This is a genomic window from Pseudoxanthomonas sp. F37, from assembly GCF_022965755.1.
Classification (GTDB): Bacteria; Pseudomonadota; Gammaproteobacteria; order Xanthomonadales; family Xanthomonadaceae; genus Pseudoxanthomonas_A.
Genome location: NZ_CP095187.1, coordinates 3,318,894 through 3,345,636, shown reverse-complemented (window position 1 = coordinate 3,345,636; position 26,743 = coordinate 3,318,894). Strand labels below are relative to the sequence as shown.

26 protein-coding genes are annotated in these 26,743 nt (G+C 69.1%); 16 read left to right on the top strand and 10 right to left on the bottom strand.

All coding sequences use genetic code 11. The features are described from left to right. Positions 1-2: 2 nt before the first annotated feature. The 6 genes from MUU77_RS15775 to MUU77_RS15750 form a co-directional block, all read right to left on the bottom strand. The gene (locus tag MUU77_RS15775) at positions 3-389 is read right to left on the bottom strand and encodes a VOC family protein (protein WP_245088750.1); all 387 of its coding nucleotides are present in this window, start codon (positions 387-389) and stop codon (positions 3-5) included. A gap of 141 nt (positions 390-530) precedes the next feature. Continuing rightward, entirely contained in the window at positions 531-1,904 is a 1,374-nt protein-coding gene (locus MUU77_RS15770) for a dihydrolipoamide acetyltransferase family protein (RefSeq protein ID WP_245088748.1), read from the bottom strand. Further along, the gene (locus MUU77_RS15765; RefSeq protein WP_245088746.1) at positions 1,901-2,269 is read right to left on the bottom strand and encodes an SH3 domain-containing protein; all 369 of its coding nucleotides are present in this window, start codon (positions 2,267-2,269) and stop codon (positions 1,901-1,903) included. Before MUU77_RS15765 ends, MUU77_RS15770 begins: the two co-directional genes overlap by 4 nt. Then, positions 2,269-3,312, bottom strand: a complete 1,044-nt coding sequence (locus MUU77_RS15760; RefSeq protein ID WP_245094580.1) for an alpha-ketoacid dehydrogenase subunit beta — start codon at positions 3,310-3,312, stop codon at positions 2,269-2,271. The genes MUU77_RS15765 and MUU77_RS15760 overlap by 1 nt, the downstream gene beginning before the upstream one ends. An 8-nt stretch (positions 3,313-3,320) precedes the next feature. Next, entirely contained in the window at positions 3,321-4,406 is a 1,086-nt protein-coding gene (gene pdhA, locus MUU77_RS15755; protein WP_245088743.1) for a pyruvate dehydrogenase (acetyl-transferring) E1 component subunit alpha, read from the bottom strand. Between the two features lie 261 nt (positions 4,407-4,667). Next, positions 4,668-7,913, bottom strand: coding sequence for a lamin tail domain-containing protein (locus MUU77_RS15750; protein ID WP_245088740.1), 3,246 nt, complete (start codon positions 7,911-7,913; stop codon positions 4,668-4,670). 211 nt (positions 7,914-8,124) lie between these two features. On the opposite strand from MUU77_RS15750, the gene MUU77_RS15745 reads away from it, so the two are divergent. The 3 genes from MUU77_RS15745 to MUU77_RS15735 all read left to right on the top strand — a co-directional run bounded on the left by MUU77_RS15745 (position 8,125) and on the right by MUU77_RS15735 (position 11,371). Beyond that, a complete protein-coding gene (locus MUU77_RS15745) occupies positions 8,125-8,985 on the top strand; it encodes a tryptophan 2,3-dioxygenase family protein (protein ID WP_245088737.1) in 861 nt (286 codons plus the stop codon). 12 nt (positions 8,986-8,997) lie between these two features. After that, the gene (locus tag MUU77_RS15740) at positions 8,998-9,627 is read left to right on the top strand and encodes an energy-coupling factor ABC transporter permease (RefSeq protein ID WP_245088734.1); all 630 of its coding nucleotides are present in this window, start codon (positions 8,998-9,000) and stop codon (positions 9,625-9,627) included. Between the two features lie 211 nt (positions 9,628-9,838). Continuing rightward, a complete protein-coding gene (locus MUU77_RS15735) occupies positions 9,839-11,371 on the top strand; it encodes an oligopeptide:H+ symporter (RefSeq protein ID WP_245088731.1) in 1,533 nt (510 codons plus the stop codon). A 115-nt stretch (positions 11,372-11,486) separates the two neighbouring features. Here MUU77_RS15735 and MUU77_RS15730 read toward each other — a convergent pair whose 3' ends face one another. Then, positions 11,487-11,960: a MarR family transcriptional regulator gene (locus tag MUU77_RS15730; protein ID WP_245088728.1), complete on the bottom strand. Its 474-nt coding sequence runs from the start codon at positions 11,958-11,960 to the stop codon at positions 11,487-11,489. 76 nt (positions 11,961-12,036) lie between these two features. Here MUU77_RS15730 and hppD point away from each other — a divergent pair, with 76 nt between their 5' ends. Both hppD and hmgA read left to right on the top strand, forming a co-directional pair. Then, the gene (gene hppD, locus MUU77_RS15725) at positions 12,037-13,134 is read left to right on the top strand and encodes a 4-hydroxyphenylpyruvate dioxygenase (RefSeq protein WP_245088725.1); all 1,098 of its coding nucleotides are present in this window, start codon (positions 12,037-12,039) and stop codon (positions 13,132-13,134) included. 95 nt (positions 13,135-13,229) lie between these two features. Then, on the top strand, positions 13,230-14,534 hold the full coding sequence (gene hmgA / locus MUU77_RS15720; RefSeq protein WP_245094577.1) for a homogentisate 1,2-dioxygenase: 1,305 nt from the start codon (positions 13,230-13,232) through the stop codon (positions 14,532-14,534). Positions 14,535-14,540: 6 nt separating this feature from the next. Here the strand turns inward: hmgA and MUU77_RS15715 are convergent, their stop codons facing one another. Further along, entirely contained in the window at positions 14,541-15,065 is a 525-nt protein-coding gene (locus MUU77_RS15715) for a hypothetical protein (protein ID WP_245088721.1), read from the bottom strand. A gap of 123 nt (positions 15,066-15,188) precedes the next feature. On the opposite strand from MUU77_RS15715, the gene MUU77_RS15710 reads away from it, so the two are divergent. The 9 genes from MUU77_RS15710 to MUU77_RS15670 all read left to right on the top strand — a co-directional run bounded on the left by MUU77_RS15710 (position 15,189) and on the right by MUU77_RS15670 (position 23,735). Beyond that, positions 15,189-15,809 (top strand): lectin, encoded by a 621-nt coding sequence (locus MUU77_RS15710; protein WP_245088718.1) that lies wholly within the window; start codon positions 15,189-15,191, stop codon positions 15,807-15,809. 51 nt (positions 15,810-15,860) lie between these two features. Next, positions 15,861-16,811 (top strand): calcium/sodium antiporter, encoded by a 951-nt coding sequence (locus MUU77_RS15705; protein WP_245088715.1) that lies wholly within the window; start codon positions 15,861-15,863, stop codon positions 16,809-16,811. 91 nt (positions 16,812-16,902) lie between these two features. Further along, positions 16,903-19,734, top strand: coding sequence for a monovalent cation/H+ antiporter subunit A (locus tag MUU77_RS15700; protein WP_245088712.1), 2,832 nt, complete (start codon positions 16,903-16,905; stop codon positions 19,732-19,734). Continuing rightward, positions 19,734-20,156: a Na+/H+ antiporter subunit C gene (locus tag MUU77_RS15695; RefSeq protein ID WP_245088708.1), complete on the top strand. Its 423-nt coding sequence runs from the start codon at positions 19,734-19,736 to the stop codon at positions 20,154-20,156. The genes MUU77_RS15700 and MUU77_RS15695 overlap by 1 nt, the downstream gene beginning before the upstream one ends. Beyond that, positions 20,153-21,718 (top strand): monovalent cation/H+ antiporter subunit D, encoded by a 1,566-nt coding sequence (locus MUU77_RS15690; RefSeq protein ID WP_245088705.1) that lies wholly within the window; start codon positions 20,153-20,155, stop codon positions 21,716-21,718. The genes MUU77_RS15695 and MUU77_RS15690 overlap by 4 nt, the downstream gene beginning before the upstream one ends. Positions 21,719-21,720: 2 nt before the next feature. Further along, positions 21,721-22,221: a Na+/H+ antiporter subunit E gene (locus MUU77_RS15685; RefSeq protein ID WP_245088702.1), complete on the top strand. Its 501-nt coding sequence runs from the start codon at positions 21,721-21,723 to the stop codon at positions 22,219-22,221. Further along, on the top strand, positions 22,218-22,502 hold the full coding sequence (locus MUU77_RS15680; protein WP_245088699.1) for a K+/H+ antiporter subunit F: 285 nt from the start codon (positions 22,218-22,220) through the stop codon (positions 22,500-22,502). Before MUU77_RS15685 ends, MUU77_RS15680 begins: the two co-directional genes overlap by 4 nt. Next, positions 22,499-22,870, top strand: a complete 372-nt coding sequence (locus tag MUU77_RS15675) for a Na+/H+ antiporter subunit G (protein WP_245088696.1) — start codon at positions 22,499-22,501, stop codon at positions 22,868-22,870. The genes MUU77_RS15680 and MUU77_RS15675 overlap by 4 nt, the downstream gene beginning before the upstream one ends. After that, positions 22,863-23,735: an NAD-dependent epimerase/dehydratase family protein gene (locus MUU77_RS15670; protein ID WP_245088693.1), complete on the top strand. Its 873-nt coding sequence runs from the start codon at positions 22,863-22,865 to the stop codon at positions 23,733-23,735. The genes MUU77_RS15675 and MUU77_RS15670 overlap by 8 nt, the downstream gene beginning before the upstream one ends. Before the next feature lie 78 nt (positions 23,736-23,813). On the opposite strand, the gene MUU77_RS15665 is transcribed toward MUU77_RS15670, so the two are convergent. After that, entirely contained in the window at positions 23,814-24,293 is a 480-nt protein-coding gene (locus MUU77_RS15665) for an Mpo1-like protein (RefSeq protein WP_245088690.1), read from the bottom strand. Between the two features lie 231 nt (positions 24,294-24,524). Next, on the bottom strand, positions 24,525-25,451 hold the full coding sequence (locus MUU77_RS15660) for a phosphoribosylaminoimidazolesuccinocarboxamide synthase (RefSeq protein WP_245088687.1): 927 nt from the start codon (positions 25,449-25,451) through the stop codon (positions 24,525-24,527). A 197-nt stretch (positions 25,452-25,648) separates the two neighbouring features. On the opposite strand from MUU77_RS15660, the gene MUU77_RS15655 reads away from it, so the two are divergent. Then, positions 25,649-25,978, top strand: coding sequence for a DnaJ domain-containing protein (locus MUU77_RS15655; RefSeq protein ID WP_245088684.1), 330 nt, complete (start codon positions 25,649-25,651; stop codon positions 25,976-25,978). A gap of 8 nt (positions 25,979-25,986) precedes the next feature. After that, entirely contained in the window at positions 25,987-26,664 is a 678-nt protein-coding gene (gene rpe, locus MUU77_RS15650; RefSeq protein WP_245088681.1) for a ribulose-phosphate 3-epimerase, read from the top strand. Positions 26,665-26,743 lie beyond the last annotated feature (79 nt).

Sequence of the window (26,743 nt, the reverse complement as noted above, 5' to 3'; positions counted from 1 at the left end):
CTTCAGGGCCAGCGGTTGGGCGCGCCGCGCGCGCTGCCCGCGTCCATCGGCACCACGCAGAAGCGGTGCCCCGTGGGCGCTTCCATCACCCACCAGCGGTTGCGCACGTGCTGCACGCGCTTCGCACCGAGGGCTTCCAGCCGTGCGACCTCGGCATCGATATCGTCGGTCTCGATGTCCAGATGCACGCGCGCCGGGTGCTTCACCTTCTGCACTTCGATGTGCAGGCCGCCCGGGCCGGGTTCGAACTTGTCGTAGAGGCCAAGATCGCCGTCATCCGGGTGCGTGACCTTCAGGCCGAGGGCGGCGCTCCAGAACGCGGAGGCGGCGGGCAGGTCGTCGACCTGGCTGTCGATGATGAATCCGGCCAGACGGCTGTGGTGGGTCATGCGAAGTCTCCGTCGTAGGGGTACGTCCGTGGGAGCGCCCCATGGGCGCGATGCTTTCTTGGACCTGCATCAGGATAAAAAGCATCGCGCCCATGGGGCGCTCCTACAAGGGGGAGAGGGACCCGGCATTCCTCGCAGCGGTCAGCCCGGCAGGGCCAGGTCGTCGATCAGCGCCTTCAGGAAGCGCGCGGCTTCGCCGCCCGTGCATGCCCGGTGGTCGAAGGTCACCGACAGCGGGATGACCTTGTGCGATTCGAAACCGCCCATCACCGGGGTGACCTGGTGGCGGGCGCGGCCGGCGGCGACGATGGCCACGCACGGCGGTACCACCACCGGCGTGGCGTAGCGGCCCGCGAACATGCCGAAGTTGCTCAGCGAGATCGTGTAGCCGGTCAGTTCCGAGGACGGGATGCTGCGGTCTTCCACCTGCGCGCGCAGGCGGTTGATGCTCTCGCGCACGCCGCTGGCCTCCAGCAGGTCCGCATTGCGCAGCGCCGGGACGAACAGGCCGTCGTCGGTGTCCACGGCGATGCCGATGTCCACGTGCGGGTGCAGGGTGCGGGTGAGCTTTTCGCCATCGAACCAGGCGTTCATCGCCGGCACCGTCCTGCAGGCGCGGACGATGGCGCGGACGAGGCGGCCGGTCATGTCGTTGCCGGGTGTCCAGGCGTGGATGTCGGCGTCGTCGCTAAGCGTGGTCGGCACGACCTTGGCGTGGGCGTCGGCCATCACGCGCGCCATGTTCCGGCGCACGCCCTTGAGCTGTTCCGGCTGGCCGCTGACCGATACGCCCGGCGGCTGCGTGCGCATGGGCTTGCCGCTGGCGGACAGGGCGGTGCGCTGCGGGGTGGCCAGGGGTGCCGGCGCGGCAGCGGGAGCGATGTTGCGGGCGGGGGCAGGGGCGGGCGCCGTGGCGCCGCGCGCCGAGCCGTCGGCCGCGGCCTGCTTCACGTCCTGCATCGTCACCGCGCCATCGGCGCCGCTGGCGTGCACGCGGGCCAGGTCCACGCCCAGCTTCTTGGCCATCGCGCGCACGGCCGGCATGGCCTTGACGCCGCCCACGGCGATCGCCTGTTCGGTATGCACGGCGTTCGAGGACTGCATGGCGCCGACGACGGTGCCGGCGTCGGCCTCCGTGGGAGCGGCGTCAGTGGCGATGGAGGCAGCATCCGATGCCGGATTCGCGACTGACGTCGCTCCCACCACAGCGGACTTCGGCGGGCCATGGTGGTGGCCGGTGTCCTGGCCTTCCGCGCGCTGCGGCAGACTGGCGTCGGGCTCGAACACGGCCAGCATGCTGCCGGTGACGACCACATCGCCGGCGGCGCCGGCCAGTTTCACCACCTTGCCGGAGACGGGCGAGGGCACCTCGACCACGGCCTTGGCGGTCTCCATCGACACCAGCGGTTCGTCCAGCCGGATCACGTCGCCTTCCTTGACGAACCATTCGACGATGGTGGCGTCCGGGAGGCCTTCGCCCAGGTCGGGAAGGTGGAAGGTCTTGCTCTCGCTCATTCGGATGTCTCTTCGGAAGTCGTTTCGTTGATCGGTTGCAGGTCGCGCGCCGGCAGCCAGCCGCTGCGGCCGTCCGCGTGCGTGCACCACCACCAGTCGCCCAGTTCGTGCCCGAGCGCCACAGTGTCGCCTGCCCGCGCGTCCAGTTCCTGCGCGGAATAGTCGCGCAGGGCGACGGCGTGGCCGTCGTCCCGCGGCTGCAGCCAGTCCACCGGCGCCCAGCCGGCATTGCCGTCGCCGGTGGTGGCCCAGGCGAAGGCCGGCCATTCGGTGTCGCGCGCGCCGAGCGCGACCACGTCGCCGCGCGCGAACCGGATGGGGTTCGCGTATTGCGTGCGGTAATCGCGGACGACGCGGGCGCGCATCAGCCGTTCGCCATCGCCCGCCTGGCCGCGGCGACGATCTTGTCGACGCTGGGCAGGTACTTCATTTCCAGGCGGAACAGCGGGATGTGGGTGTCGTAGCCGGTGACGCGCTCCACCGGCGCCAGCAGGTCGTACATCGACTGCTCGGCCAGGCGCGCGGCGATCTCGGCGCCGAAGCCGGCGGTGCGCGGCGCTTCGTGCACGATCACGCAGCGGCCGGTCTTGGCCACCGACTCGGCGATGGTGTCGAAGTCCAGCGGGCGCAGCGTCGCCACGTCGATGACTTCGGCGCTGATGCCTTCGCCGGCCAGCCTGTCGGCGGCCTCCAGCGTTTCCTTCACCTGCGCGCCCCAGGTCACCAGGGTCACGTCGGTGCCGTCGCGCAGCACGAAGCACACGTCCAGCGGCAGCGCTTCGCCGTCGTCGGCGACCACTTCCTTGTACTGGCGGTAGATGCGCTTGGGTTCCATGTAGATGACCGGGTCCGGGTCGCGGATCGCGGCCAGCAGCAGGCCGTAGGCGCGCTGCGGCGAGGACGGCATCACCACGCGCAGGCCGGGCACGTTGGTGAAGATGGCTTCGTTGGCCTCGCTGTGGTGCTCGGGCGCGCGGATGCCGCCGCCCCACGGCACGCGCAGCACCATCGGGCAGTGCAGGCGGCCGCGCGTACGGGTGCGCAGGCGCGCGGCGTGGCAGATGATGTGGTCGACCATCGGATAGACGAAACCGTCGAACTGGGCTTCGGCGACCGGCTTCATGCCCTGCGCGGCCAGGCCGACGGTGAGGCCGGCGATGGTGGTTTCGTCCAGCGGCGTGTCCAGCACGCGCTCGGGGCCGAACTTCTGCTGCAGGCCCGCGGTGGCGCGGAACACGCCGCCGTTCACGCCCACGTCCTCGCCCAGCACCAGCACGGACTCGTCGTGCGCGATCTCCCAGGCCAGCGCCTGGGTGATGGCTTCGATCAGGGTGATGGCGGTCGGCGTCGCCACGGCGTCGGCTTTCGCGACCGACGTCGCTCCCACGGTCTTGTCTTCGGGTTTCATCACGGTGCTCACGGGCGGGCCTCCGCGGCGATGGCGGCGGCGCGTTGCTGCAGCAGTTCCGGCGGCGGATCGGCGTACAGGTAGTCGAACATCGCCTCGACCGGCTGCACCGGCGTGTTGAGGTAGGCGTTGACCTCCTCGTCCACGCGTGCGCCGCATTCCTCCTTCCACGCGGCCTCGTCGGCCCCGCTCCAAGCGCCCTGCGCGGTCAGCCAGGCGCGCAGGCGGGTCATCGGTTCGCGCTCCCAGCCGGCCTTCACTTCGGCGTCGTCGCGGTAGCGGCGGGCATCGTCGGCGGTGGTGTGGTCGGACAGGCGGTAGGTGACGAATTCGATCACCGTGCCGCCCTGGCCCTTGCGGGCGCGCTCGCTGGCGCGGCGCATGCCTTCCAGCACGGCGATCAGGTCGTTGCCGTCGACCTGCAGGCAGTGCAGGCCACCGGCCAGGCCCTTCTGCGCCAGCGTCTGCGCACCGGTCTGCGCGCTGCGCGGCACCGAGATCGCCCAGCCGTTGTTGATCACGCCCAGTACCAGCGGCAGCTCGTAGGCGCCGGCGGAATTCAGCGCGGCGTAGAAATCGGTCTTCGACGAACCACCGTCGCCGCAGGTCGCCACCGCGATGTTCGGCTGCCTGCGCAGCTTGAACGACAGCGCCGCACCAGCGGCATGCAGGCATTGCGTGGAGATCGGCACGCAGAACGGGAAGTCGCTGCGTGCGTCGCTGTCGCGGTCGAAGTCGCTGCCGCGCTCGTCGCCGCCCCAGTACATCAGCACGTCGCGCGGCTTCACCCCGCGCATGAACATGGCGCCGTACTCGCGGTAGCTGGGCGCGTAGACGTCGCCCGGGCGCATCGAGGCGCCGATGCCGACGTGGGTGGCCTCGTGGCCCAGGCAGGCGGCGTAGGTACCCAGCTTGCCGGTGCGCTGCAGCGCGATGGCCTTGGTGTCGAAGGTGCGCACGAACAGCATCTGCTTGAACAGTTCGCGCAGGCGGACGATGTCGCGCCCGGCCTCGGGCAGGTCGTCGCGCACCAGGGTGCCGTCGGGGCCCAGGTACTGGAGGTATTCGATCTCGAAAGTTGCGGCGATGCTCATCGGGACGGTGTTCTCGTCGATAGCGGAATTGGTTTCAGATGTAATTTTAGGAGCTGGGCGCCCTGCAGCTGTCGTGCAATGCAACAAGACGGGGGTGGATGGCGCGGGCCCAGCGGCGAAACCGGTGCGCAAACAGGAGCTTGGCGGCTGTCGTTCGGTGTCAGTCCGCCGCTGCTCCGACGTGATGCGCGTCGCGGGCTGCGCAAACGACAAGGGGCGCGGTCACCCGCGCCCCTGTCGACCCCACGATGGCGGGAAAGTTCAGCGGATGCGCTGGACCAGCCGGTCGTGGTTGTTGGTGGGGTCCGGATCCGTCGTGGCGCTGTTGACGGTCGCTCCGAACTCCAGCTGGGTGCCCCGCTTGGGCTTGCCCGGCACCACCAGCGCGAAGGCCAGCGTCTGCACGCCGCGCGGCATGGCACCGTGGCGGCTGCAGTCGGCGGCGGCGCCTTCCGCGGTGTCCTGCACGCGGGTGCAGGACCAGCCGCGGGGCGCGGCCACGGCGGCGTAGCGGGCATCGACATTGCTGGTCAGCCGCACCGTCACCTGCTCGGCCTGGTCCGGCCCGGCGTTGCGCACCGGCACCAGCAGCGTGGCGATGGTGCCGCGACGCAGCGGCAGGGCGGCGCCCAGCAGCTTCACCGACAGGTCGGCGCGGGTCTGCGGCAGCGCGGCCACGGCCACCGAGACGGCCGCGGTGTTGTCGCCGTTGGCCGGGTCGAGCACGCTGGAGTTGGCCGACACGCCCAGGCCGAGCGTGGCGCCCGCGGCGCTGGCCGGCACGATGGCATCGATCGCGAACGACGCTTCCGCGCCCACCGCCAGCGACGGCGTGGTGCAGGCCACGCGGGTGGTGCCGGCGGTCAGCTCTGCCGCGTCGCAGCTCCAGCCGGCCGGCAGCGCGCTGAGCGACGGCGCGAGTTCGGCCGAGAACACGAAGGCGAACGCCGCGGGCGCCGCGGCGCCGGGACCGGCGTTGCGGACGGTGGCGGTGTAGCGCACCGTCTCGCCGACGCTGGCGCTGCTGCGGTCGGCCGACACCGTGGCCGACAGGTCGGCGCGGGCGAAGGACGGCACGCGGATGCTCAGGCGCACCGGGTCGTGGTCGGACGAGCGCACGGCCAGCGTGGCATCGCCGAAGTTGTCCACGCCGAAGTCGGCGTTGATGCGCGCATGGTCCACGCGCAGCGCGGCGTCCATCACCAGCGATTCGTTGACCAGCACGTGGTCCAGCGTCTGCGCATTGCCCTCGAACGAATACGAGTAGCGCTGCGCGGGATCGGCGATCAGCTGCGACCCGTCGACCAGCGGCGTGGTGACCGGGCTGGGCATGTACGTCAGCACCTGGTCTTCCGCTGCGGCGTCGCCGCGGATGATGCCCATCACGTCCACGTAGCCGTCGTTGAACTCGAACGCGTTGAAGTCGCCGACCAGCACGATCTTCTCGTCCGGGTTCGCCTGCTGCATCTCCTGGACCAGCTGCGCCAGGTAGACGGCCTGGGCGCCGCGTTTCACCCGCACGCGCTCGCCGCCGGTGGCCCAGCCGCTGCTGCCGGGCAGGGTGTCGTTGATGTCGTTGAGCGAGCGCAGGTGGTTGACGATGACCGTCAGCGGATAGCTCGAGGTCGCGTCCTGGTGGACGCGGGCGCGCAGGCGCAGCGGCGGACGGTCGTTGAGCAGGCTGGTGGTGCCGTTCGGATTGGCCAGGGTGGTCTCCTTGCCGAACTGGGCCACGTCCAGCACCTCGACGCGCGGCAGGCCGTCGGCGGTCAGGCGCGAGCTGACCAGGAAGCCGACGTTGATGCCGCCCACGTCGTTGCCCGGCTGCAGGTACGGCACATAGCCCGGGCGCGCGGCGCAGGTGGCGTCGATGCGCTCGGACAGCAGTTGCAGCACGCGCAGGTTTTCCACTTCCACCGTGCCCAGGATATCCGGGGCCTTCAGGTAGTCGCAGATCGCCAGCGCGGCCTTGGCCAGGCGCTTGTCCAGCGCTTCCGGCGTCAGCGTCACCGCGCCGTTGCTGTCGTTGACCTCGTCGAACAGACGCAGCAGGTTGAAGCTGCCGACGGTGACTTCGTCGTAGCTGGCGTCGTTGACGGCTTCGGGCAGGCGTCCACCGGTGACGGTCGGCGGCGTGGCCACGTCGGGCAGCAGCGCCCAGGTGCCGGCGAAGTAGTCCAGCACGCCCAGCAGGCCGGCGACGTCCGCCCCGGTGTCGACCGACAGCGGCTGCGCGCCGACCTGGCCGCGGCTGCGCACCATCAGGCGTTCCTGGTTGGTGTCGAAGCGCGGCGGGTTCTTGCCGGCGGGCAGGCTGATGGCATCCATCACGGCGATGCCGGGCTCACGGAACGGACGCGCCACGCCCGGCAGGGCGACGTGGAACACGCCATCGCTGAACGCCAGCGCGTCGTTCTCGTCCAGGCTGCCGCCGGAGGCGGCGATCACCACCGACTGCGCCACGCTCACGCGCATGCCCTCCAGCCGCTCCAGCGTGCCGGGCAGGGCGTCGGGCGCCAGTTCGGCGGCGGTCAGCTCGATCGCCGCGGGCAGGGCGACGCCGGTCTCCAGCACTTCCACCGTCGGGGTGACGATTTCGGTGATCGCCAGCTGGTGCGGGTTGGACGAGGGGGTGTATTCCTCCACCGTGCCGGTCACCCGCACGCGGTTGCCCACCGCGGCGGTGGCCGGCGGTGCGCTGCTGGTGAAGACGAACACGCCGTCCGAGGTGGCCGGGTCGCCATCGTCGTTGGCGGCCTGCAGGAAGAAGCCGTTGTTGAACTTGAGCGCGGTGACGATGCCTTCGGTCACCACGCGCTTGCCGTCATGCGGCGACAGCAGGCCGCTGCCCTGGATCTGGGCGATGGTCAGCGCCAGCGGCGGATCCGGCGGTTCCGGCGGCTCGGCGCCGCTGTTGCGCGGGTTCGGCGCGCCCACGGCGAAATCCGCGCCGTTGTTGTTGGTGTCGATGCTGCCATCGCCACCGCGCAGCGCGGCGGTGGTGTTGCTCAGCGTGCCGGTGGGTGCGCTGCCTTCGAAGCAGTTGGCCGCGCTGCCGAAGCCGACGAAGTCGACCACGTTCGCGTCGGCGGTCGGGCAGGCGCCCGTCAGCGCCGTCGTACTGCGGCTCAGCGCCACTTTGCCGGCGGTACCGCTCATCGCGATGGTGCCGGTGGCATCCGGGGTGGGCAGGTCCACCGTGCCGCCGGCGCCCTGCGCCTGCTGGATCAGGTAGAAGCCACCGGCCGGGATGCTGCCGCTGAGGTTGGTGCGGCTGCCCCAGGAGGTGCCCGCGGAGGAGGTGTACTGCACGCTCCAGCCGGTCAGGTCGACCGCGGTGGGGCCGTTGTTGCGCAACTCGATGAAGTCGTTCTTCAGCGTGGCGCCGCTGTTGCCGCCGCCGCCGTAGACCTGGCTGATGACCACCTGTGCCTGCACCGACGACGCGGCGAAGAGCAAGGCGAAAGACGCGAACACGGCCGCAAGGCGGCCCCGTGGCATTTCCATGTAACGGGTTCTCCCTCAGTGGATTGGATGCCGCCCCCTGTCGGGGGCGGATCCGCCCCCGGCCGGCGCAATGTAGCCCAAGCCTGTGGTACACGCATTGCATGGGCATGACATAAGTGCCGGTTTTCCATCGCCTTGCCGGGGTGGGCCACCGCCATCGGTTACGCTGGCGCCCCCGCTGCGTCCCGCGGCGCCCCCGGTTGATCGACGGATGGCCGTAGAAAAGAACGAGCGCCCGCTGGAGGCGGGCATCCATACCGACCTGTCAGGCCGCATGAGCTACGGCGGCTACCTGCAGCTAGAGCGGCTGCTGTCGGCGCAGCACCCGGTGTCGGATCCGCCGCACCACGACGAGATGCTGTTCATCGTGCAGCACCAGGTGTCGGAGCTGTGGATGAAGCTGATGATCCACGAGCTGCGGGCCGCCACCGGCTTCCTGCAGCGCGACCAGGTGTGGCAGTGCCGCAAGGTGCTGGCGCGCGCCAAGCAGGTGATGCGCCAGCTGACCGAGCAGTGGTCGGTGCTGGAAACCCTGACGCCATCGGAATACATGGGCTTCCGCGACCTGCTGGGCCCGTCCTCGGGTTTCCAGTCGCTGCAGTACCGCACCATCGAGTTCCTGCTGGGCAACAAGAACGCGGCGATGCTGAAGGTGTTCGCCCACGACCCCGAAGGCCATGCCGGGCTGGAAGCCGTGCTGGACGCGCCCAGCCTGTACGACGAATTCCTGATGTACCTGGCGCGCTGGGACCACGCCATCCCCGCGCAGCACCTGCAGCGCGACTGGCGGCAGTCGCACGCCGCCGACGCCGCGCTGCTGCCGGTGTTCGAGGCCATCTACGAGGACACCGACCGCTACTGGCGCGAGTATTCGCTGTGCGAGGACCTGGTGGACCTGGAAAGCCAGTTCCAGCTGTGGCGCTTCCGCCACATGCGCACGGTGATGCGCATCATCGGCTTCAAGCGCGGCACCGGCGGGTCGAGCGGCGTGGGCTTCCTGCGCCAGGCGCTGGAACTGACGTTCTTTCCGGAGCTGTTCGACGTGCGTACCTCGATCGGGCCCGGCCGCTGACCGATGGATGCGATGGCGGCGCTGCAGTGGCTGGCGGGCGCGGTGGCGCTGGCGGTCCTGGCGCTGGCCGTGCCCCGGCTGCCCTGGCACAAGCTGCGGGGCGATCCCGAGGCCCAGCGCGTGCTGGGCATGGCGACGATGGCGCTGGTACTGCTGCGCGTGTTCAACACCCATGGCCTGGCCGGCGTGCAGCTGAACTTCACCGGCGCGATGGTGGCGGTGCTGATGTTCGGCCCGGTGTTCGCCCTGTGGGCGCTGGCGGTCGCCTCGCTGGTGGCCTGGCCGTTCGGTTACGCGTGGCTGGGACCCGGTCCGGATTTCCTGGCCACGGCGGCCGTGCCGGTGGCACTGGGCTGGGCCTGGTCGCGGCTCTGCGAACGCCGCTTGCCGCCCAACCTGTTCGTGTACGTGCTGGTGCAGGGCTTCCTGGGCGGCGCGCTGGCCATCGCGGCCAGCAACCTGGGCAAGTATCTGGCCGCGGCCTGGCTGGGGCTGCCGGGCGCCGGGTTCTACCTGCTGGCCACGCCCTTGATGATGTTCGGCGAGGCGTTCCTGACGGGTGGGGCGATGGCGCTGATCGTGGTCTACCGACCGCAGTGGTGCAGCACGTTCGACGATGCGCGCTACCTGCGGCCGCGTTGAGGGCGCGCAAAGCGGGCGCGTCCCAGCGCCCGCGTCACGCAGCAAAATGCTTTGCAATCAGCTATTTGCATGGCTGAACAGGCAGAATCGACGCCTTCGGGCCCCTGTTTCATCGATTTGACGGGGGCTGGCCGTCTCGGTGATCCTCGCCCGTTCCGTGCCGGTTGCACGGGAAACCGAAATCCTGAACCACACTCTAGGGGGAGCCCGCATGAGCGGAGCCGTCGACACGTCAACGCCGGAACGGATACCGGAATTCAAGCAAGTCCTGGGACATCCGCGTCCGCTGTGGATGCTGTTCATGTCCGAATTCTGGGAGCGCTTCGCGTTCTACGGCATCCGCTGGGCGATGGTGCTGTACATCGTGGCGCAGTTCCACGGGGGCGATGCCAGCGGCGAGAAACCCGCGAGCGAGCTGTACGGCGCCTACCTGGCGCTGGTCTATGCCGGCGCCATCTTCGGCGGCTACGTGGCCGACAAGCTGATCGGCTTCCAGCGTTCCATCCTGCTGGGCGCGGTGTTCATGTCCACCGGCCTGTTCCTGCTGGCGCTGCCGAGCGAGGCGATGTTCAAGCTGGGGCTGGCCACGATCATCGTCGGCAACGGCCTGTTCAAGCCGATCATCTCCACCATGGTGGGCAAGCTGTACGCGCAGGGCGATGCGCGGCGCGATTCGGGCTTCACCATCTTCTACATGGGCATCAACATCGGCGCGTTGCTGGCCCCGATCGTCACCCAGTACCTGGCCAAGAAGGTGTTCGGCATCGAGGACATGCCGGCCTACAAGGTGGTCTTCATCGCCGCCGGCGTGGGCATGCTGCTGAGCCTGGTGTGGTTCTGGTTCGGCCGCAGGCAGCTGCAGGGCATCGGCCTGCCGGCCGAGCACCAGACCGGGATGCGCAACGTCAGCCTGGTCGTGCTGTTCGGCGCGGCGATCGGCATCCCCATGTTCTACGCCCTGCTGACCATCGACGCCAACCTGCTGCAGGCCATCCTGATGGCGCTGTTCGTGATCCCGGCGGTCATGCTGGTGGTGGAGGGCCTGCGCGAGGGCAAGGTGGCGCGCGACAAGGTCGTGGCGATGCTGGTGATCTTCGTGTTCAACGTGCTGTTCTGGATGTTCTTCGAGCAGGCGGGCAGTTCGTTCAACTTCCTGGCCGACCGCATCGTCGACCGCAACATCGGCATGGAAGGCTTCTTCCAGGCGTTCGCCGGCACCAGCGACTTCCCGGTGTCGTGGTTCCAGTCGGTCAACTCGGTGGCGATCATCGCGCTGGCACCGGTGCTGGCCTGGCTGTGGGTGAAGATGGGGAAGAACAACCCGATCATCCCGCGCAAGTTCGGCCTGGGCCTGATCTTCAACGGCCTGGCCTTCCTGCTGCTGATGTACGCGCTGTCCAGCCTGGTCGACGGCGACGGCAAGATCCCGTTCTGGACGCTGTTCATGGTGTACGTCATCCAGTCCGTCGGTGAGCTGTGCCTGTCGCCGATCGGCCTGTCGATGACGACCAAGCTGGCGCCGTCGCGCCTGGCGGGCATGGCGATGGGCTGCTGGTTCCTGTCGATCGCCATCGGCAACAACCTGGCGGGCATCTTCGCCGGCCGCGTCAGCGGCGAGGGCGGCATGACCGTGCAGTCCGCGCATGCCGGCTATACGTTCGGCTTCTGGGCGCTGGTGGGATCGGGCGTGCTGCTGTTCCTGGTGGCTCCGCTGGTCCAACGACTCATGCATGGCGTCAAGTGACGCATCGGCGCGCGCCCGGCGGGCGCGCCTTTGCCGATGCGTCATCCCCGCAGGCGGGAATCCAGTGAGAACGGCGGCCATCGGCCGCCGTTCTTCGTATCCGGGCCTGCGCCGCTCAGCTTTCGATGCGCCTGACGCCTTCCCCGGCCAGCTTGTCGATCAGCCGGTCCAGCATCGCCCGCTCTTCCTCGGTCAACGGTTCCAGCATGCGCTGGTGGTACTCGATGACCATCGGCGCCACCTCGTCGTAGACCCGGAAGCCTTCGTCGGTCAACGCCAGCACCGAGCGGCGGCGGTCGTCGCCGTGGATCTCGCGCTGGATCAGCGCCCGTTCCAGCAGGCGGGCCACCGCCCGGCTGACCGCCACCTTGTCCATCGCGGTCCGGGCGGCCACCTCGCCGGCCGACAGGCCCGGGAAGCGCCCCAGCACCGCCATGACCCGCCATTCGGTGATCGCCAGGCCGAAACGGCGGTGATACTCGCGGGAGATCGCCCCGCTGATGCGGTTGGACAGCACGCTCAGCCGGTAGGAAAACAGGCGGTCGAGGTCGAAGTCGGCGTGGACGGCGGGGGTGGCGGGTTCGCTCATGCTGCGCTGCTACTTGTGGGTGGTTTCAGCTGAAACTATATTGGGACTTATTCCGGCAAGCCTAGCGAGGTGCCCCATGAACGCACAACCCAACCTGGGCATGCAGCCCACGACGTTCGACAACCCGATGGGCATCGACGGCTTCGAATTCGTCGAGTTCGCCGCGCCCGCGGGGCAGGCCCACCATCTGCACGACTACTTCCGCAAGCTGGGCTTCGTCCAGGTCGCGCGCCACAGGACGCGGCCGATCAGCACCTACCGCCAGGGCGACTGCACGTTCCTGATCAACGAGGATCCGGACTCCTTCGCCGCCCGCTTCGCGGCCCAGCACGGGCCCAGCGCCTGCGGTTTCGCGATCCGGGTGAAGAAGCTGGCCGAATGGGCGCGCGTGCAGGCGCTGAAGAACGGCGCCGAGTCCTTCGACGCCGCCGACGAACTGACCAAGGCCGTGGCCGCGCCGGTCATCAAGGGCATCGGCGACTGCATGCTGTACATCGTCGACCGTTACGACGACAAGGGCACCATCCACGATCCGGACTACGAATACCTGCCCGGCGTGGACCTGATGCCGAAGGGCTTCGGGCTGACCTTCATCGATCATCTGACCCACAACCTCTACCACGGCAACATGGCCAAGTGGGCGGACTACTACGAGCGGCTGTTCAACTTCCGCGAGATCCGCTACTTCGACATCAAGGGCGCCAAGACCGGCCTGCTGTCCAAGGCGATGACCGCGCCGGACGGCATGGTGCGCATCCCGCTCAACGAGTCCAGCGACCCGAAGAGCCAGATCAACGAGTACCTGGACGCCTACAAGGGCGAGGGCATCCAGCACATCGCCTGCTTCACCGAGGACATCTACACCACGGTGGAACAGATGCGCGCGGCCGGGGTGGAATTCCTGGATACCCCGGACACCTATTTCGAGGTGATCGACCAGCGTATTCCCAACCACGGCGAGGACGTGGCGCGGCTGGCGCGCAACAGGATCCTGATCGACGCCGACGTGGAGACCAAGCAGCGCAAGCTGTTGCAGATCTTCACCCAGAACGCGCTGGGCCCGATCTTCTTCGAGATCATCCAGCGCAAGGGCAACGAAGGCTTCGGCGAAGGCAACTTCCAGGCGCTGTTCGAGAGCATCGAGCGCGACCAGATGAAGCGCGGGGTCTTGTAGTAGCTTCCGTAGGAGCGGGCCATGCCCGCGGGCCCTTGGATCACAGCAGGCGTGAAAGCATCGCGGGCATGGCCCGCTCCTACAGGAACACGACCATGGCGACCGGCAACTCCGCCTACCAGACCGGCTTCGGCAACCACTTCGCCACCGAGGCGATACCGGGCACCCTGCCAGAAGGCCGCAACTCGCCGCAGCGGGTGGCGCACGGGCTGTATGCCGAACAGCTCAGCGGCACGGCCTTCACCGCACCGCGGGCGGAGAACCGGCGCAGCTGGCTGTACCGCATCCGCCCGGCGGCGATGCACGGGCCGTTCCAGCCCTACGCGCAGCACCGCCTGCACAGCGATTTCAGCGCCGGACCGGTGTCGCCGGACCAGATGCGCTGGTCGCCGCTGCCCATGCCGGAGTCGCCGACGGACTTCGTCGACGGCCTGTACACCATGGCGGGCAATGGCGGTCCGGAGGGTCAGCATGGCGTCGGCATCCACCTGTATGCGGCCAACCGGTCGATGCAGGGGCGCTACTTCTACGACGCCGATGGCGAGTTGCTGATCGTGCCGCAGCAGGGGCGCCTGCGCATCGCCACCGAGTTCGGCGTGCTCGACATCGAACCGCAGCAGATCGCGGTGATTCCGCGGGGCGTGCGTTTCCTGGTCGAGTTGCCCGATGGTGAGGCGCGCGGCTATCTCTGCGAGAACTTCGGTGCGGCGCTGCGATTGCCGGACCTGGGGCCCATCGGCTCCAACGGCCTGGCCAATCCCCGCGATTTCGAAACGCCGGTCGCCGCCTACGAGGACATGGAAGGCGGGTTCGAACTGATCGCCAAGTTCCAGGGCCATCTGTGGCGCGCGGACATCGGCCATTCGCCGCTGGACGTGGTGGGCTGGCACGGCAACTATGCGCCGTACCGCTACGACCTGCGCCGCTTCAACACCTTGGGCTCGATCAGCTACGACCACCCCGACCCCTCGATCTTCCTGGTGCTGACCTCGCCCAGCGACACGCCGGGCGTGGGCAACATGGATTTCGTGATCTTCCCGCCGCGCTGGCTGGTGGCGCAGGACACGTTCCGTCCGCCGTGGTTCCACCGCAACATCGCCAGCGAGTTCATGGGGCTGATCCACGGCGTGTACGACGCCAAGGCCGAGGGCTTCGCGCCGGGCGGCGCGTCGCTGCACAACGGCATGACGGGTCATGGCCCCGATGCGGCGACGTTCGAGAAGGCGTCGAACGCGGACCTGTCCAAGCCGGACGTCATCACCGACACGATGGCGTTCATGTTCGAGACGCGCGCGGTGATCCGTCCTACCCGCCAGGCGATCGAGGCGCCGCACCGGCAACGCGACTACCAGGCCTGCTGGGCCGGTCTGCGCAAGCACTTCGCGCCGCCGCAGGCCTGAGGTCCGTCAGGACAGGGACGCATCGGCGCGGGCGTCCAGCAGGGCCTGCATGCGCTGCAGCGGCTCGGGCGGCAGCGCTTCGAACAGACGCTCGCGGATGCGGCCGGCCAGCGTGGACGCCACGCGGCCCTCGAGGAACCGGTACGCGTCGGCCAGCGCATCGAGCAGGGTCTCATCGTCCAGGCGTGCCTGCAGGCGGTCGCGATGGTGCGCGGCCGTGGGGTCGCGCTGCAGTTCCAGCATGCCCGACAGATAGACCTTGGCCGCCACGAGCGAGCGGCGCGTACCGGTGGAGGGGGCGCCCGGATGCGGCGATGCGTGCGGCGCCCGCTGCGCGGGAGGCGCCACCAGATAGCCTGCCGAAACCAGGCGTTGCACCAGCAGCGGCGCGTCCTGTCCCAGCAGCCGCACCAGTTCGGCGAGGTCGCGCTGCCCGTCGCACAGGATCAGTGCGCGCCGCTCGCGCATGCCCAGCGCACCCGTATGGGTCTGCAGCGTCTGCCGGGCGAGGTCGGTCTTGGTGGGGCGCATGGCGGGCGGAGGGCGAGTGCGCGCGCAGGCTAGGCGGCGGTGATGAAGTGCCGATGACAGCGGCATTCGCGGCGACTTAACGCCGCGACGCTACGATTCAGGTTTGTGCACTGGAGAGAGCCGATGAAGTCGTTGTTGCCCCTCGTGATGGCGGTCACGCTGTTGTCCGCGTGCCAGCGCGAACAGGCCGCCGCGCCCGCGCCCGAACCGCAGACCACCGCGACCGCCACGCCGATGGCCGAAGCCCCCGCGCCCACGCCTGCGGCCGACGACACGGCGGCGCCGGCCGGACCGGTCAGCCAAGCGAGCTTCCTGGGCTACGGCGACATGAAGCTGGGCAGCACCGTCGAGGAGGCGCGCGCTGCCTGGGGCGGCGAACTGAACGGCGCACCGATGGAAGGCACGACCTGCCACTATCTGTGGCCGAAGTGGATCAGCCGCCCCGCCGATTTCGCCTTCATGATGGAAGAAGGCAAGTTCGTCCGCTATGACGTGGGCACCGACAAGGAAACCGCACCCGGCGGTGGCAAGGTGGGCATGAGCGTGGAGGACTTGCAGAAGCTGTACGGTGGCGCGTTGAAGGCGTCGCCGCACAAGTACACGCAGGGTGGCCAGTACCTGTCCATGGACGCCGGCGATGTGGCGCCGACCAAACTGGTGTTCGAAGCCGACGCGGCCGGCAAGGTCACTTCGTGGCGCGTGGGCCTGTCGCCGCAGGTGGAGTACGTGGAAGGCTGTTCCTGAGCAAGCGGGGCGGCATAGAATCCCTGCCATCCACGAGGGGAGGGCGGGGCGATGATGGAAGCCTGGGGATACTTCGCGCTGGGGCTGCTGTTGCTGGCGCTGGGCGGCGACTCCATCGTCAAGGGCGCATCGGGCCTGGCGCAGCGCATCGGGGCCTCGCCGTTCGTGGCGGGCCTGTTGCTGATCGCCTTCGGCACCTCGCTGCCTGAGCTGGCGGTCAACGCGCGCGCGGTGTGGGTGGGTTCCCAGGAACTCGCCCTCGGCAATGCGGTGGGTAGCAACATCGTCAACCTCGCGCTGACGCTGGGGCTGGCCGCTGTGGCCGCGCCGATCCTGGTGCGGATGCGGGTGCTTTCACCCCTGCTGGTGCTGCTGGCGCTGGCGTCGCTGGCCCTCATCGTGTTCGGCCTGGACGGCGTGGTGGGGCGGGGCGAAGGCATGGCGCTGCTGCTGGGATTCGTGGCGGCCCTGGCGTTCCTGCTGGCGCGCGCATCGCGCGAAGACGCGGACGTGCGCGCGGAACTGGAGGCGTTCGCCGCCACGCGCACCGTGCTGTGGATGAACCTGCTGCGCTTCGCGGTGGCCGCTGCGCTGCTTTACTACGGCGCGCGCTTCGTCGTGCAGGGCGCGCCGGTGATCGGTGCCCACTGGGGCCTTTCGCCGCTGCTGACGGGCCTGCTGCCGGTGGCCATCGGCACCGCGCTGCCGGAGATCGCCGCCGCCGCGATGGCGGCGCGGCGCGGGCAGGGCGACATGGTGGCCGGGCACGTCATCGGTTCCAGCCTGTTCAATCTGCTGGTGGTGGTGGGCGGCATGGCGGCCTTCCGTCCCATGGCGCTGCCGGAATCCTTCGTCCGGCTGGAACTGCCCGCCGCCATCGCCTTCGTGCTGGTGCTGTACCCGATGCTGCGCGGCGACCCGCGCATCAGCCGCGTGGAAGGTGGCCTGTTGCTGGCCGCCTTCGCGGGATGGGTGGTGCTGGAGATCGCGCTGCTCGCCTGACTGAACGGAGGCTCAGGCAGGTGTGAACGGGTTTGTTAAACTCGGGGCGATTGCTCGCGAATGACGCATTCCCTGCAACGCAAGGCGGTTGATGATCCCTTTCCTTGAAATCCTGCTGGCGCTGCCGTTCGTCCTGGCGCTGGCGGTGGCGCTGGCGCGCGGCCTTCCGCGCGGCGCCACCGCATGGCTGGCCGGCCTGGCGCCGCTGCTGGGCCTGCTGCTGCTGGCATGGATGACGCCGAGCGTGCTGCAAGGGTGGGACCTGCGTGCGGACCACGCCTGGATTCCCCAGATCGGCCTGGCGTTCACCCTGCGGCTGGATGGCCTGGCGTGGATGTTCGCCGGGCTGGTGCTGGCGATCGGCGGATTGGTGGTGGTGTATGCGCACTATTACCTCAGCCGGAAGGACAGCGCGCCGCGGTTCTTCGCCTCCCTGTTGCTGTTCATGGGCTCGATGCTGGGCGTGGTGCTGGCCGGCAACCTGCTGCTGCTGGTGGTGTTCTGGGAACTGACGAGCATCAGTTCGTTCCTGCTGATCGGATTCTGGTCGCATCGCCAGGACGCGCGGGAAGGGGCACGGATGGCGCTGGCCATCACCGGCGCCGGCGGGCTGGCCCTGCTGGGCGGCGTGCTGCTGCTCGGGCGCATCGTCGGCAGCTACGACCTGGACGTGGTGCTGGCCTCGGGCGAACTGATCCGCGGCAACGCGCTGTATCCCTGGGCGCTGGCGCTGGTGCTGGCGGGCGTGTTCACCAAGAGCGCGCAGTTCCCGCTGCACTTCTGGCTGCCGCACGCGATGGCCGCGCCCACGCCGGTGTCGGCCTACCTGCACTCGGCCACCATGGTGAAGGCGGGCGTGTTCCTGCTGGCGCGCCTGCACCCGGCGCTGGCGGGCACGGACCTGTTCTTCTACGTGGTCAGCACCGTCGGCGCGCTGACCCTGCTGGTCGGCGCCTGGCATGCGATCTTCCAGCACGATCTGAAGGGGATGCTGGCGTATTCGACCATCTCGCACCTGGGGCTGATCACCCTGCTGTTCGGCATCTCCACGCCGATGGCGGTGGTCGCGGGCGTGTTCCACATCCTCAACCACGCCACGTTCAAGGCCTCGCTGTTCATGGCGGCCGGCATCATCGACCACGAGACCGGCACGCGCGACATCCGCCGCTTGGGCAACCTGCGCCGCTACATGCCCTGGACCAGTGCGCTGGCGATCATCGCGTCGCTGGCGATGGCGGGCATCCCGCTGCTCAACGGCTTCCTGTCCAAGGAGATGTTCTTCGCCGAAGCGCTGGACATCCCCGGGCATCGTGCGATGCGCGACGGCATCGCGGTGGCGGCGCTGCTGTACGGCATGTTCGGTGTGGCCTACAGCCTGCGGTTCGTCTACGAGACGTTCTTCGGCAGCGGGCCGCGCGCATTGGACGTGACGCCGCATGAGCCGCCGCGCTGGATGAAGATCCCGGTGGAAGTGCTGGTGGTGCTGTGCGTGGCGGTGGGCATGTTCCCGGCGTGGACGGTGGCGCCGGTGCTGCATGCGGGCGCCGCCGCGATCCTCGGCGAGGCCATGCCCGACTACAGCCTGGCGGTGTGGCACGGGATCAACACGCCGCTGCTGATGAGCCTGGCCGGCATCGCGGGCGGCATCGCGCTGTATTTCGGACTGCGGCGCCTGTTCGACCTGCACGCCATCGTGCGCCGCTCGCTGGGGCGCAAGGTGTTCCGCTGGAACATGGAGGCGCTGTACGCGCTGGCCGGCCGGTTCACCGACACACTGGCCAACGGCAGCCTGCAGCGCAGCCTGCTGTGCCTGGTGCTGGCGGCAGCCGCGGCCGGTGCCGCCCCGTTCGCCGGTACCGACGCGTCGGCGCTGCAATGGCGCGCGCCGCAGCCGATGCCGCTGCTGGGCTGGCTGTTGTGGGCGGTGCTGGTGGTCTGTGCGGTCTGGACGATCCGGCTGTACCGGCAGCGGCTGCTGGCGGTCGTCGTACTGGGCGGCGCCGGCCTGATGGTGAGCCTGGCCTTCGTGTTCCTGTCCGCGCCGGACCTGGCGCTGACCCAGCTGATGGTGGAAATGGTCAGCCTGGTCCTGCTGCTGCTCGGCCTGCACTACCTGCCGCCGCGCTCGCCGCCGGAGCGCACGCCGCGGCGGCGCCTGCGCGACATCGCGGTGGCGCTGGTCGCGGGCACCGGCGTGGGCCTGCTGGCCTACCAGGTGATGACGCGGCCGGGCGATACGATCAGCGGCGAATTGCTGGCCCGTTCGCTGCCGGAAGCCTATGGCGCCAACGTGGTGAACGTGATCCTGGTGGATTTCCGTGGCTTCGACACCTTCGGCGAGATCACCGTGTTCGGCATCGCAGCGCTGATCGTGCATGCGCTGCTGCGGCGTGCGCGGATGGCGCCGGAGAAGGTGATGTCCGGTCCGCCGGTGAAGCTGCCGGTCCCCGCGGACCTGGCGCAGATCATGTTCCCGTTGACGCTGACGGTGTCGGTGTTCCTGTTCCTGCGCGGCCACAATGCGCCGGGCGGCGGCTTCATCGCGGGGCTGGTGCTGGCGGTGCCGCTGCTGGTGCAGTACGTCATCCAGGGCGCGGCCTCGGTGGAATCGCGCTTCGGCTTCGACTACGTGCGGTGCGTCGGCGCGGGCCTGATCGTGGCCGGCGTGAGCGGGGTGGCCTCGATGGCCTTCGGCGTGCCGTTCCTGACCAGCGGGCACCTGGACCTGGAACTTCCGCTGATAGGCACGGTGCCGCTGGCCAGCGCCATCGGTTTCGATACCGGCGTGTACCTGGTGGTGTTCGGCGGCGCCATGCTGATCCTGTCGATGATGGGCACCATCCGCCCGTCGCGCACGCGCGTATCGCACCTGGGCGTGATGGAACCGGGTGAGCGCTCCACCCGCACCGGAGAGCTGCGCTGATGGAACTGGCGATGGCAAGCGCGATCGGCATCCTCACCGCCGCGGGCGTGTACCTGCTGCTGCGCGCGCGCAGCTTCGACGTGATCCTGGGGCTGACGCTGCTGTCGTACGCCACCAACCTGCTGATCTTCGCGGGCGGTCGCCTGGTGCCCGGCAAGCCGCCGGTGCTGCGCGAGGGCGTGGCGCCGACGCTGGCGAACTACACCGACCCGCTGCCGCAGGCGCTGGTGTTGACCGCCATCGTGATCGCCTTCGCGATGACCGCGGTGACCGTGGTGCTGGCCATCCGCAGCCGCGGCGACAACGACAGCGACCACGTGGACGGCTACAAGGCCGAGCGCGATTTCCTTGCCAGCGAACAGCGCCGGCACGAGCAGGCCCGCGACGTCGCCAGGGCCGACGAGGCGGAGCCGCGCGCATGAACCACCTGCCGGCCCTGCCGATCCTGATCCCGCTGTTCGCCGCGTCGATCGCGCTGTTCTTCGAGCATCGCCGGTTCGGCATGGTGCCGCAGCGCATCGTCGCGTGGACCTCGCTCGCGGCCATGTTGGCCGTGGCGTGCGTGCTGGTGGCGTCGGCGGCCTCCGGCGAGGTCTCGGTGTACCTGCTGGGCGACTGGCCGGCGCGCCTGGGCATCGTGCTGATGGTGGACCGCCTGTCGGCGCTGATGGTGCTGGTGGGGCTGCTGCTCGGCGCGGGGTGCCTGCTGCATGCATGCGCTGGCTGGGACCGTCGCGCGCCGCATTTCCATGCGTTCTTCCAGTTCCAGCTGATGGGCCTGAACGGGGCGTTCCTGACGGGCGACATCTTCAACCTGTTCGTGTTCTTCGAAGTGCTGCTCATCTCCTCCTACGGGCTGATGCTCAGCGGCGGTCGCGGCGAGCGCATGCGTGCCGGCCTGCATTACGTCGCCTTCAACATCGCGGCATCGACGCTGTTCCTGATCGCGCTGGGCCTGTTGTACGGCCTGCTGGGCTCGTTGAACATGGCCGAGCTGTCGGTGCGCGTGGCCGGTCTGTCGGCGGGCGACGTGGCGCTGGTGCAGGCGGCGGCCGGCCTGCTGTTCGTGGTGTTCTGCGCCAAGGCCGCGCTGCTGCCGATGTACTTCTGGCTGCCCGAGACCTATACGCACGCGCCGGCCGCGGTGGCGGGCCTGTTCGCCATCATGACCAAGGTGGGCCTGTATGCGGTAGTGCGGCTGGGCACGCTGACCTTCGGTGCGACGGGGCCGCTGGATGGCTTCGCCTGGCCGGCGCTGCTGGTCCTTGGGGCGGCCACGCTCGTGCTGGCGTCGCTGGGGGTGCTGGCGGCCACGCGGCTGCGCGCGCTGGCGGCCTATCTGGTGCTGGGGTCGGCGGCCACGCTGTTCATCGCGTTCTCGCTGGGAACAGAGGGCACGGTGGGCGCGGGGTTGTACTACCTGGTGCACAGCAGTTTCGCCGCTGCGGCTCTGTTCCTGCTGGCCGACCTGATCCGCCGTCGTCGCGGGAGTGCAGGCGACCGCAAGGACGTGATCGCGGCGTTGCCGGACAAGACCGTGCCGGGCCTGCTGTTCCTGGTGGCGGCGGTGTCGCTGGCGGGTTTGCCGCCGCTGTCCGGCTTCGTCGGCAAGCTGCTGCTGCTGGAGGCCGTGCCGGCCGGTCCGCGCACGTTGTGGGTGTGGCTGCTGGTGCTGGCCACCAGTTTCCTGATGCTGGTCGGGCTGGCGCGCGCGGGCACGCGGCTGTTCTGGCGCGTGGCGCCGTGGCCGGACGCCGGGCAGCATCGGCTGGAAGCCTATACGCCCGAGCACGAGATGGCGCCCGCGCCGTCGCGCCCGCTGGAAACGGCGGCCATCGTGCTGCTGCTCGCCTATGGCCTGGCGCTGGTGGTGGCGGCCGCCCCGGTGCTGGACTACGCGCGCGCCACCGCCGCGCAGCTGCTGTCGCCCGGCGACTATGTGGAACAGGTGCGTGCCGCGCTGCCGATCCTGAGGGAGCCCTGAGCATGGCCGGGACGTGGCGCAAGCGCTGGTTGCCGTCGTTGCCGCTGAGCGCGACGGTGTTCTGCTTCTGGCTGCTGATGAACGATGAAATCAGCGTCGGCCAGGTGGCGATGGCGCTGGTGCTGGCGCTGGCGATCCCGCCGTTCGCGGCGCGGCTGGACCGCGAGTTCGCCCGCATCGGCCGGCTGCGCAGCGTGCCGCGCATGCTGGGTGTGCTGCTGTGGGACATCGTGCAGGCCAACGTCACCGTCGCCCTGCAGGTGCTGGGGCCGGAGCGGAAGATCCGGCCGGGCTTCATCTGGGTGCCGCTGGACATCGGCAACATCCACGGCATCGCCGCGCTGACCAGCATCATCACGCTGACGCCGGGCACGGTGTCGTCGGCCCTGTCCGACGACCGGCGCCACCTGCTGGTGCACGTCCTGAACCTGGACGATGCCGATGCCGTGGTCCGGCAGATCAAGACGCGCTACGAGGTACCGCTGATGGAGATCTTCCCATGACCCCGCAGGCCCTGGTGATGTACGCGGTGATCGGCGCCATGCACGTGGTCGGCGTGGCCATGCTGCTGGCGCTGTACCGGCTGGTGCGCGGCCCCAGCGTGCCGGACCGCATCCTCGCCCTGGACACCCTGTATGTCTGCGCGATCGCGCAGCTGATGCTGTTCGGCATGTACCTGGGCACGGCGGTGTACTTCGAAGCGGCGCTGGTCATCGCCATGCTGGGCTTCGTGGGCACGGTGGTGCTGAGCAAGTACGTGCTGCGCCGGGACATCGTCGAATGAGCTGGGTCTTCGCCGTCCTGCTGGTGCTGCTGCTGGCGGTGGGCAGCTTCTTCATCCTGGTCGGCTCTTTCAGCCTGGTGAAGCTGTCGGAGTTCTTCAAGCGCCTGCACGGGCCGACCAAGGCCAGCACGCTGGGCGTGGGTTGCGTGCTGATCGCCTCGGTGGGGTACCACGCGCTGGGCGGCACCGATCCGCAGCCGCGCGAACTGCTGATCACCGCGTTCCTTTTCATCACCGCGCCGATCAGTGCGCACCTGATGGCGAAGGCGGCGCTGTCGCTGCACATGGCCGAGCGGCCGCCGATGCCGGGCGGCGAACCGCCGCAGCCGATCGATGCGGTCGGCGAAGACGCCCGCCCGGATGCCTGACGCGCCGACGCGCACGGCGCTGGTGTTCGGTGCCAGCGGCCAGATCGGGCAAGCGTTGCTGGCGCGCCTGGCGGGCGAGGGATGGCAGGTGTTCGCGGTGTCGCGCACGCCGCATCCGCCGGCGGCCCGGGTGACCTGGCTGACGGGCGGGTTCGCCGGCATCGACGGTCTTCCCGAGGCGGTCGACGTGGTGTTCAGCACCGGGCCGCTGGACGGCTTCGCGCAGTGGTACGCGCACGGGCAGGTCGCCACGCGGCGCGTGGTGGCTTTCGGTTCCACCAGCCTGGATACGAAACAGGCCTCGGCCGATGCCTACGAACGCGACATCGTCGCGCGGTTGCAGGCAGCCGAGCGCATCGTCTTCGACACCGCCCTGGCCAACGGGGCGGCGGCGACATTGCTGCGTCCGACCCTGGTCTATGGCGCGGGGCGCGACCGCACGCTGGCACGCATCGCGGCCATGGGCAGGCGCTTGGGCTTCTTTGTGCTGCCGCGGGGTGCTTACGGGAAACGCCAGCCGGTGCATGTCGACGACCTCGCGTCCGCCGCGCTGGCAGTAGTGGATGCGTCCGCCGCGCATGGGCAGGCATATGCCTTGCCCGGGGGCGAAACACTGGCCTACCGCGAGATGGTGGCACGCACGCTGGCCGCGCTGGACCCTCCGGCGAAACTGCGGGAAGTGCCGATGCCCGTGTTCAAGGCGGCACTGTGGCTGGCCCGCAAAGCCGGGATGATGCGGGGCCTGACAGATGATGCCGTGGCGCGCATGCGCGAAGATCTGGTGTTCGATGCGGCGCCGGCATTCCACGACTTCGGTTATGTACCGCGTTCCTTCATCGTGGATGCGCGGGCGGTCGGCCCGTAGAGCGGAGCCTGCCGCGCGGTTCCTGTGGAGTCCATGCCATCCCGGCCCGGCGTCGGCCGGGCAAGCCCGGCTCCACCCTCAATACTTCCAGCCCATCTTCCGGTAGAACTTGCTCAGCACCCACGCCGGCCCGATCAGCAGGTAGGTGAGGTCGGTCAGGAAGCTGGGCTTCTTGCCTTCGATCTTGTGGCCGATGAACTGTGCGATCCAGGCCAGCACGAAGACGGCGATGGCGAGGAAGAACAGGTTCTGCAGGCCCAGCAGCGCTTCCAGCCAGCGGGTCAGCCAGGCCATCGCGATGAAGATGGCCAGCATGCCGAAGCCCAGCGGACGCGAGAGCCTGTAGTAGTACATCCAGGCGGCGAACATCGCCAGGGCCGCCCACGCGCCCGATTTCACCCAGGTGCCGAACACCGGGATGCACCACAGCAGCGCGACCACCGTCCACAGGATGGTCGGCACGGCGAAGACGTGGATCAGCTGGTTGGTGTCGTTCTGGTGGTCGCCGGAATAGCTGGCGAACCAGCGGTCCACCGGGCGTTGCGCGGTCGCGTTCATTCATCCCTCCCGAGGATGGCAATGCGGCAGGGTATGGAGCATACCCCAGCCCGGACGGGACGGGCGGGCCGGCCATCGCAACATCGTAGGAGCGGCCATGCCCGCGATGCCCTTGCGCGGCCTGGCCGTACAGAGCCCGTTCTGTAGGAGCGGGCCACGCCCGCGATGCTCTCGCGCGGTCTGGCCGTGGCAAGCCGGTCCGTAGGCCCCCACCTACAGGCCCGCGTACGCTCAGTCGACGGTGATGCCGGCCAGCTTCTGCAGCGCCTCGGCGTACTTGGCGCGCGTGCGCTCGATGACCTCGGCCGGCAACGACGGGCCGGGGGCCGTCTTGTTCCAGTCCAGCGTCTCCAGGTAGTCGCGCACGAACTGCTTGTCGTAGCTCGGCGGACTGGTGCCCACCTCGTACTGGTCCGCAGGCCAGTAGCGCGAGGAATCCGGCGTCAGCATCTCGTCCATGATGTAGAGGCGGCCGTCCTCGTCCGTGCCGAACTCGAACTTGGTGTCGGCCAGCAGGATGCCGCGCTCGGCGGCGAAGTCGGCGGCGAAACGGTAGATGCGCAGGGTGGCATCGCGCACGCGCTCGGCCAGTTCCGCGCCCACGGTCTTCACCATGGCGTCGAAGTCGATGTTCTCGTCGTGGTCGCCCACGGCGGCCTTGGTGGACGGGGTGAAGATGGGCTCGGCCAGCTTTTCGGCCTGGCGCAGGCCGTCGGGCAGCACGATCCCGCTGACCTTGCCGGTGCGCTGATAGTCCTTCCAGCCGCTGCCGATCAGATAGCCGCGGGCGATGGCTTCCACCGGCACGGGCTTGAGCTTCTTCGTCACCACCGCGCGCCTGGCGTACAGCGACGCATCCACGCCGGCCGGCAGCACCGACGCGACATCGATGCCGGTCAGGTGGTTGGGCATCAGGTGAGCGGTCTTGGCGAACCAGAAGTTGGAGATCTGGCAGAGCATCTCGCCCTTGCCGGGAATGGGGTCGGGCAGCACCACGTCGAACGCGGACAGGCGGTCGGTGGCCACCATCAGCAGGCAGTCGCCCTCGGGCGCATCGGCGGGCAGGCGATCGCGGGGCAGGTCGAACACGTCGCGGACTTTGCCGCGGTGGCGCAGGGTGAGGCCGGGCAGATCGGATTGGAGCAACGTCGTGGGCACAAACACTCCTTGGGGAGTTCCGGAAACCAGCGAGGCGTACAGCGTCGTGGGGCGTGCGGCAGGCCGTGCGCCCGTGCCCCGGGGTGGCCCTTCACCCGCTGCTGCGGGGCCAGGTACCGGACCGGGCCGCGTAGTGTACGGCGCTTGGGGCCCGTGTGTGCCGTAAAATGCCCCACTTGCTGAAGAAGGCGGGCCGGATGAAGCGCTGGTACGGGAAACTGCTGGGATTCGTGGCCGGTTGGCTGCTGATGCGCCACCCGCTGGGCGGACTGGTGGGACTGATCATCGGCCATGCCTTCGACGAGGACTGGTTCAGGCTCAGCCGCGACAATCCCTACCGGGTGTTCGACCTGACCAGCGATGCCAGCGACGCCGAGATCGACCAGGCCTATCGCCGCCTGATCTCACAGTACCACCCCGACAAGATGGCCGGCGCGGCGGAAGACCTGCGCCGCCAGGCCGAACGCAAGGCCGGCGAGATCAATGCCGCCTACGACCGCATCAAGACCCTGCGCAAACGCAAGTGAGCCCCTCCATGTCGAACTGCATCATCGCCCCGTCCATCCTGTCCGCCGACTTCGCCCGCCTGGGCGAGGAAGTCGACAACGTGCTGAAGGCCGGCGCCGACTGGGTGCACTTCGACGTGATGGACAACCACTACGTGCCCAACCTGACCATCGGGCCGATGGTGTGCAGCGCGCTGCGCAAGCATGGCGTCACCGCGCCGATCGACGTGCACCTGATGGTGGAGCCGGTGGACCGGATCGTGCCGGATTTCGCCGAGGCCGGGGCCAGCATCATCAGCTTCCATCCCGAAGCCTCCAGGCACGTGCACCGCACCATCCAGCTGATCAAGTCGCTGGGCTGCAAGGCCGGCCTGGTGCTCAACCCCGGTACACCGGTCGAGGTGCTGGACTGGGTGCTGCCGGAACTTGATCTGGTGCTGCTGATGTCGGTGAACCCGGGCTTCGGCGGGCAGGCCTTCATCCCCTCGGCGCTGGACAAGCTGCGCGCCGTGCGCGCGATGATCGACAAGACCGGCAGGGACATCCGCCTGGAAATCGACGGCGGCGTGAAGGCGGACAACATCGGCCAGATCGCGGCGGCGGGCGCCGATGCCTTCGTCGCCGGTTCGGCGATCTTCAATGCCCCGGACTATGCGGATGTCATCGCCCGCATGCGCGCCGCGGTCGCCGACGTGCGCGGGGCCTGACAAAGCAGAAGGGCGATGGCCTTCGCCACCGCCCCGGAAGAATTGGAGGCTGATCCTGCCTCCGCCCATCGTCCCTGCT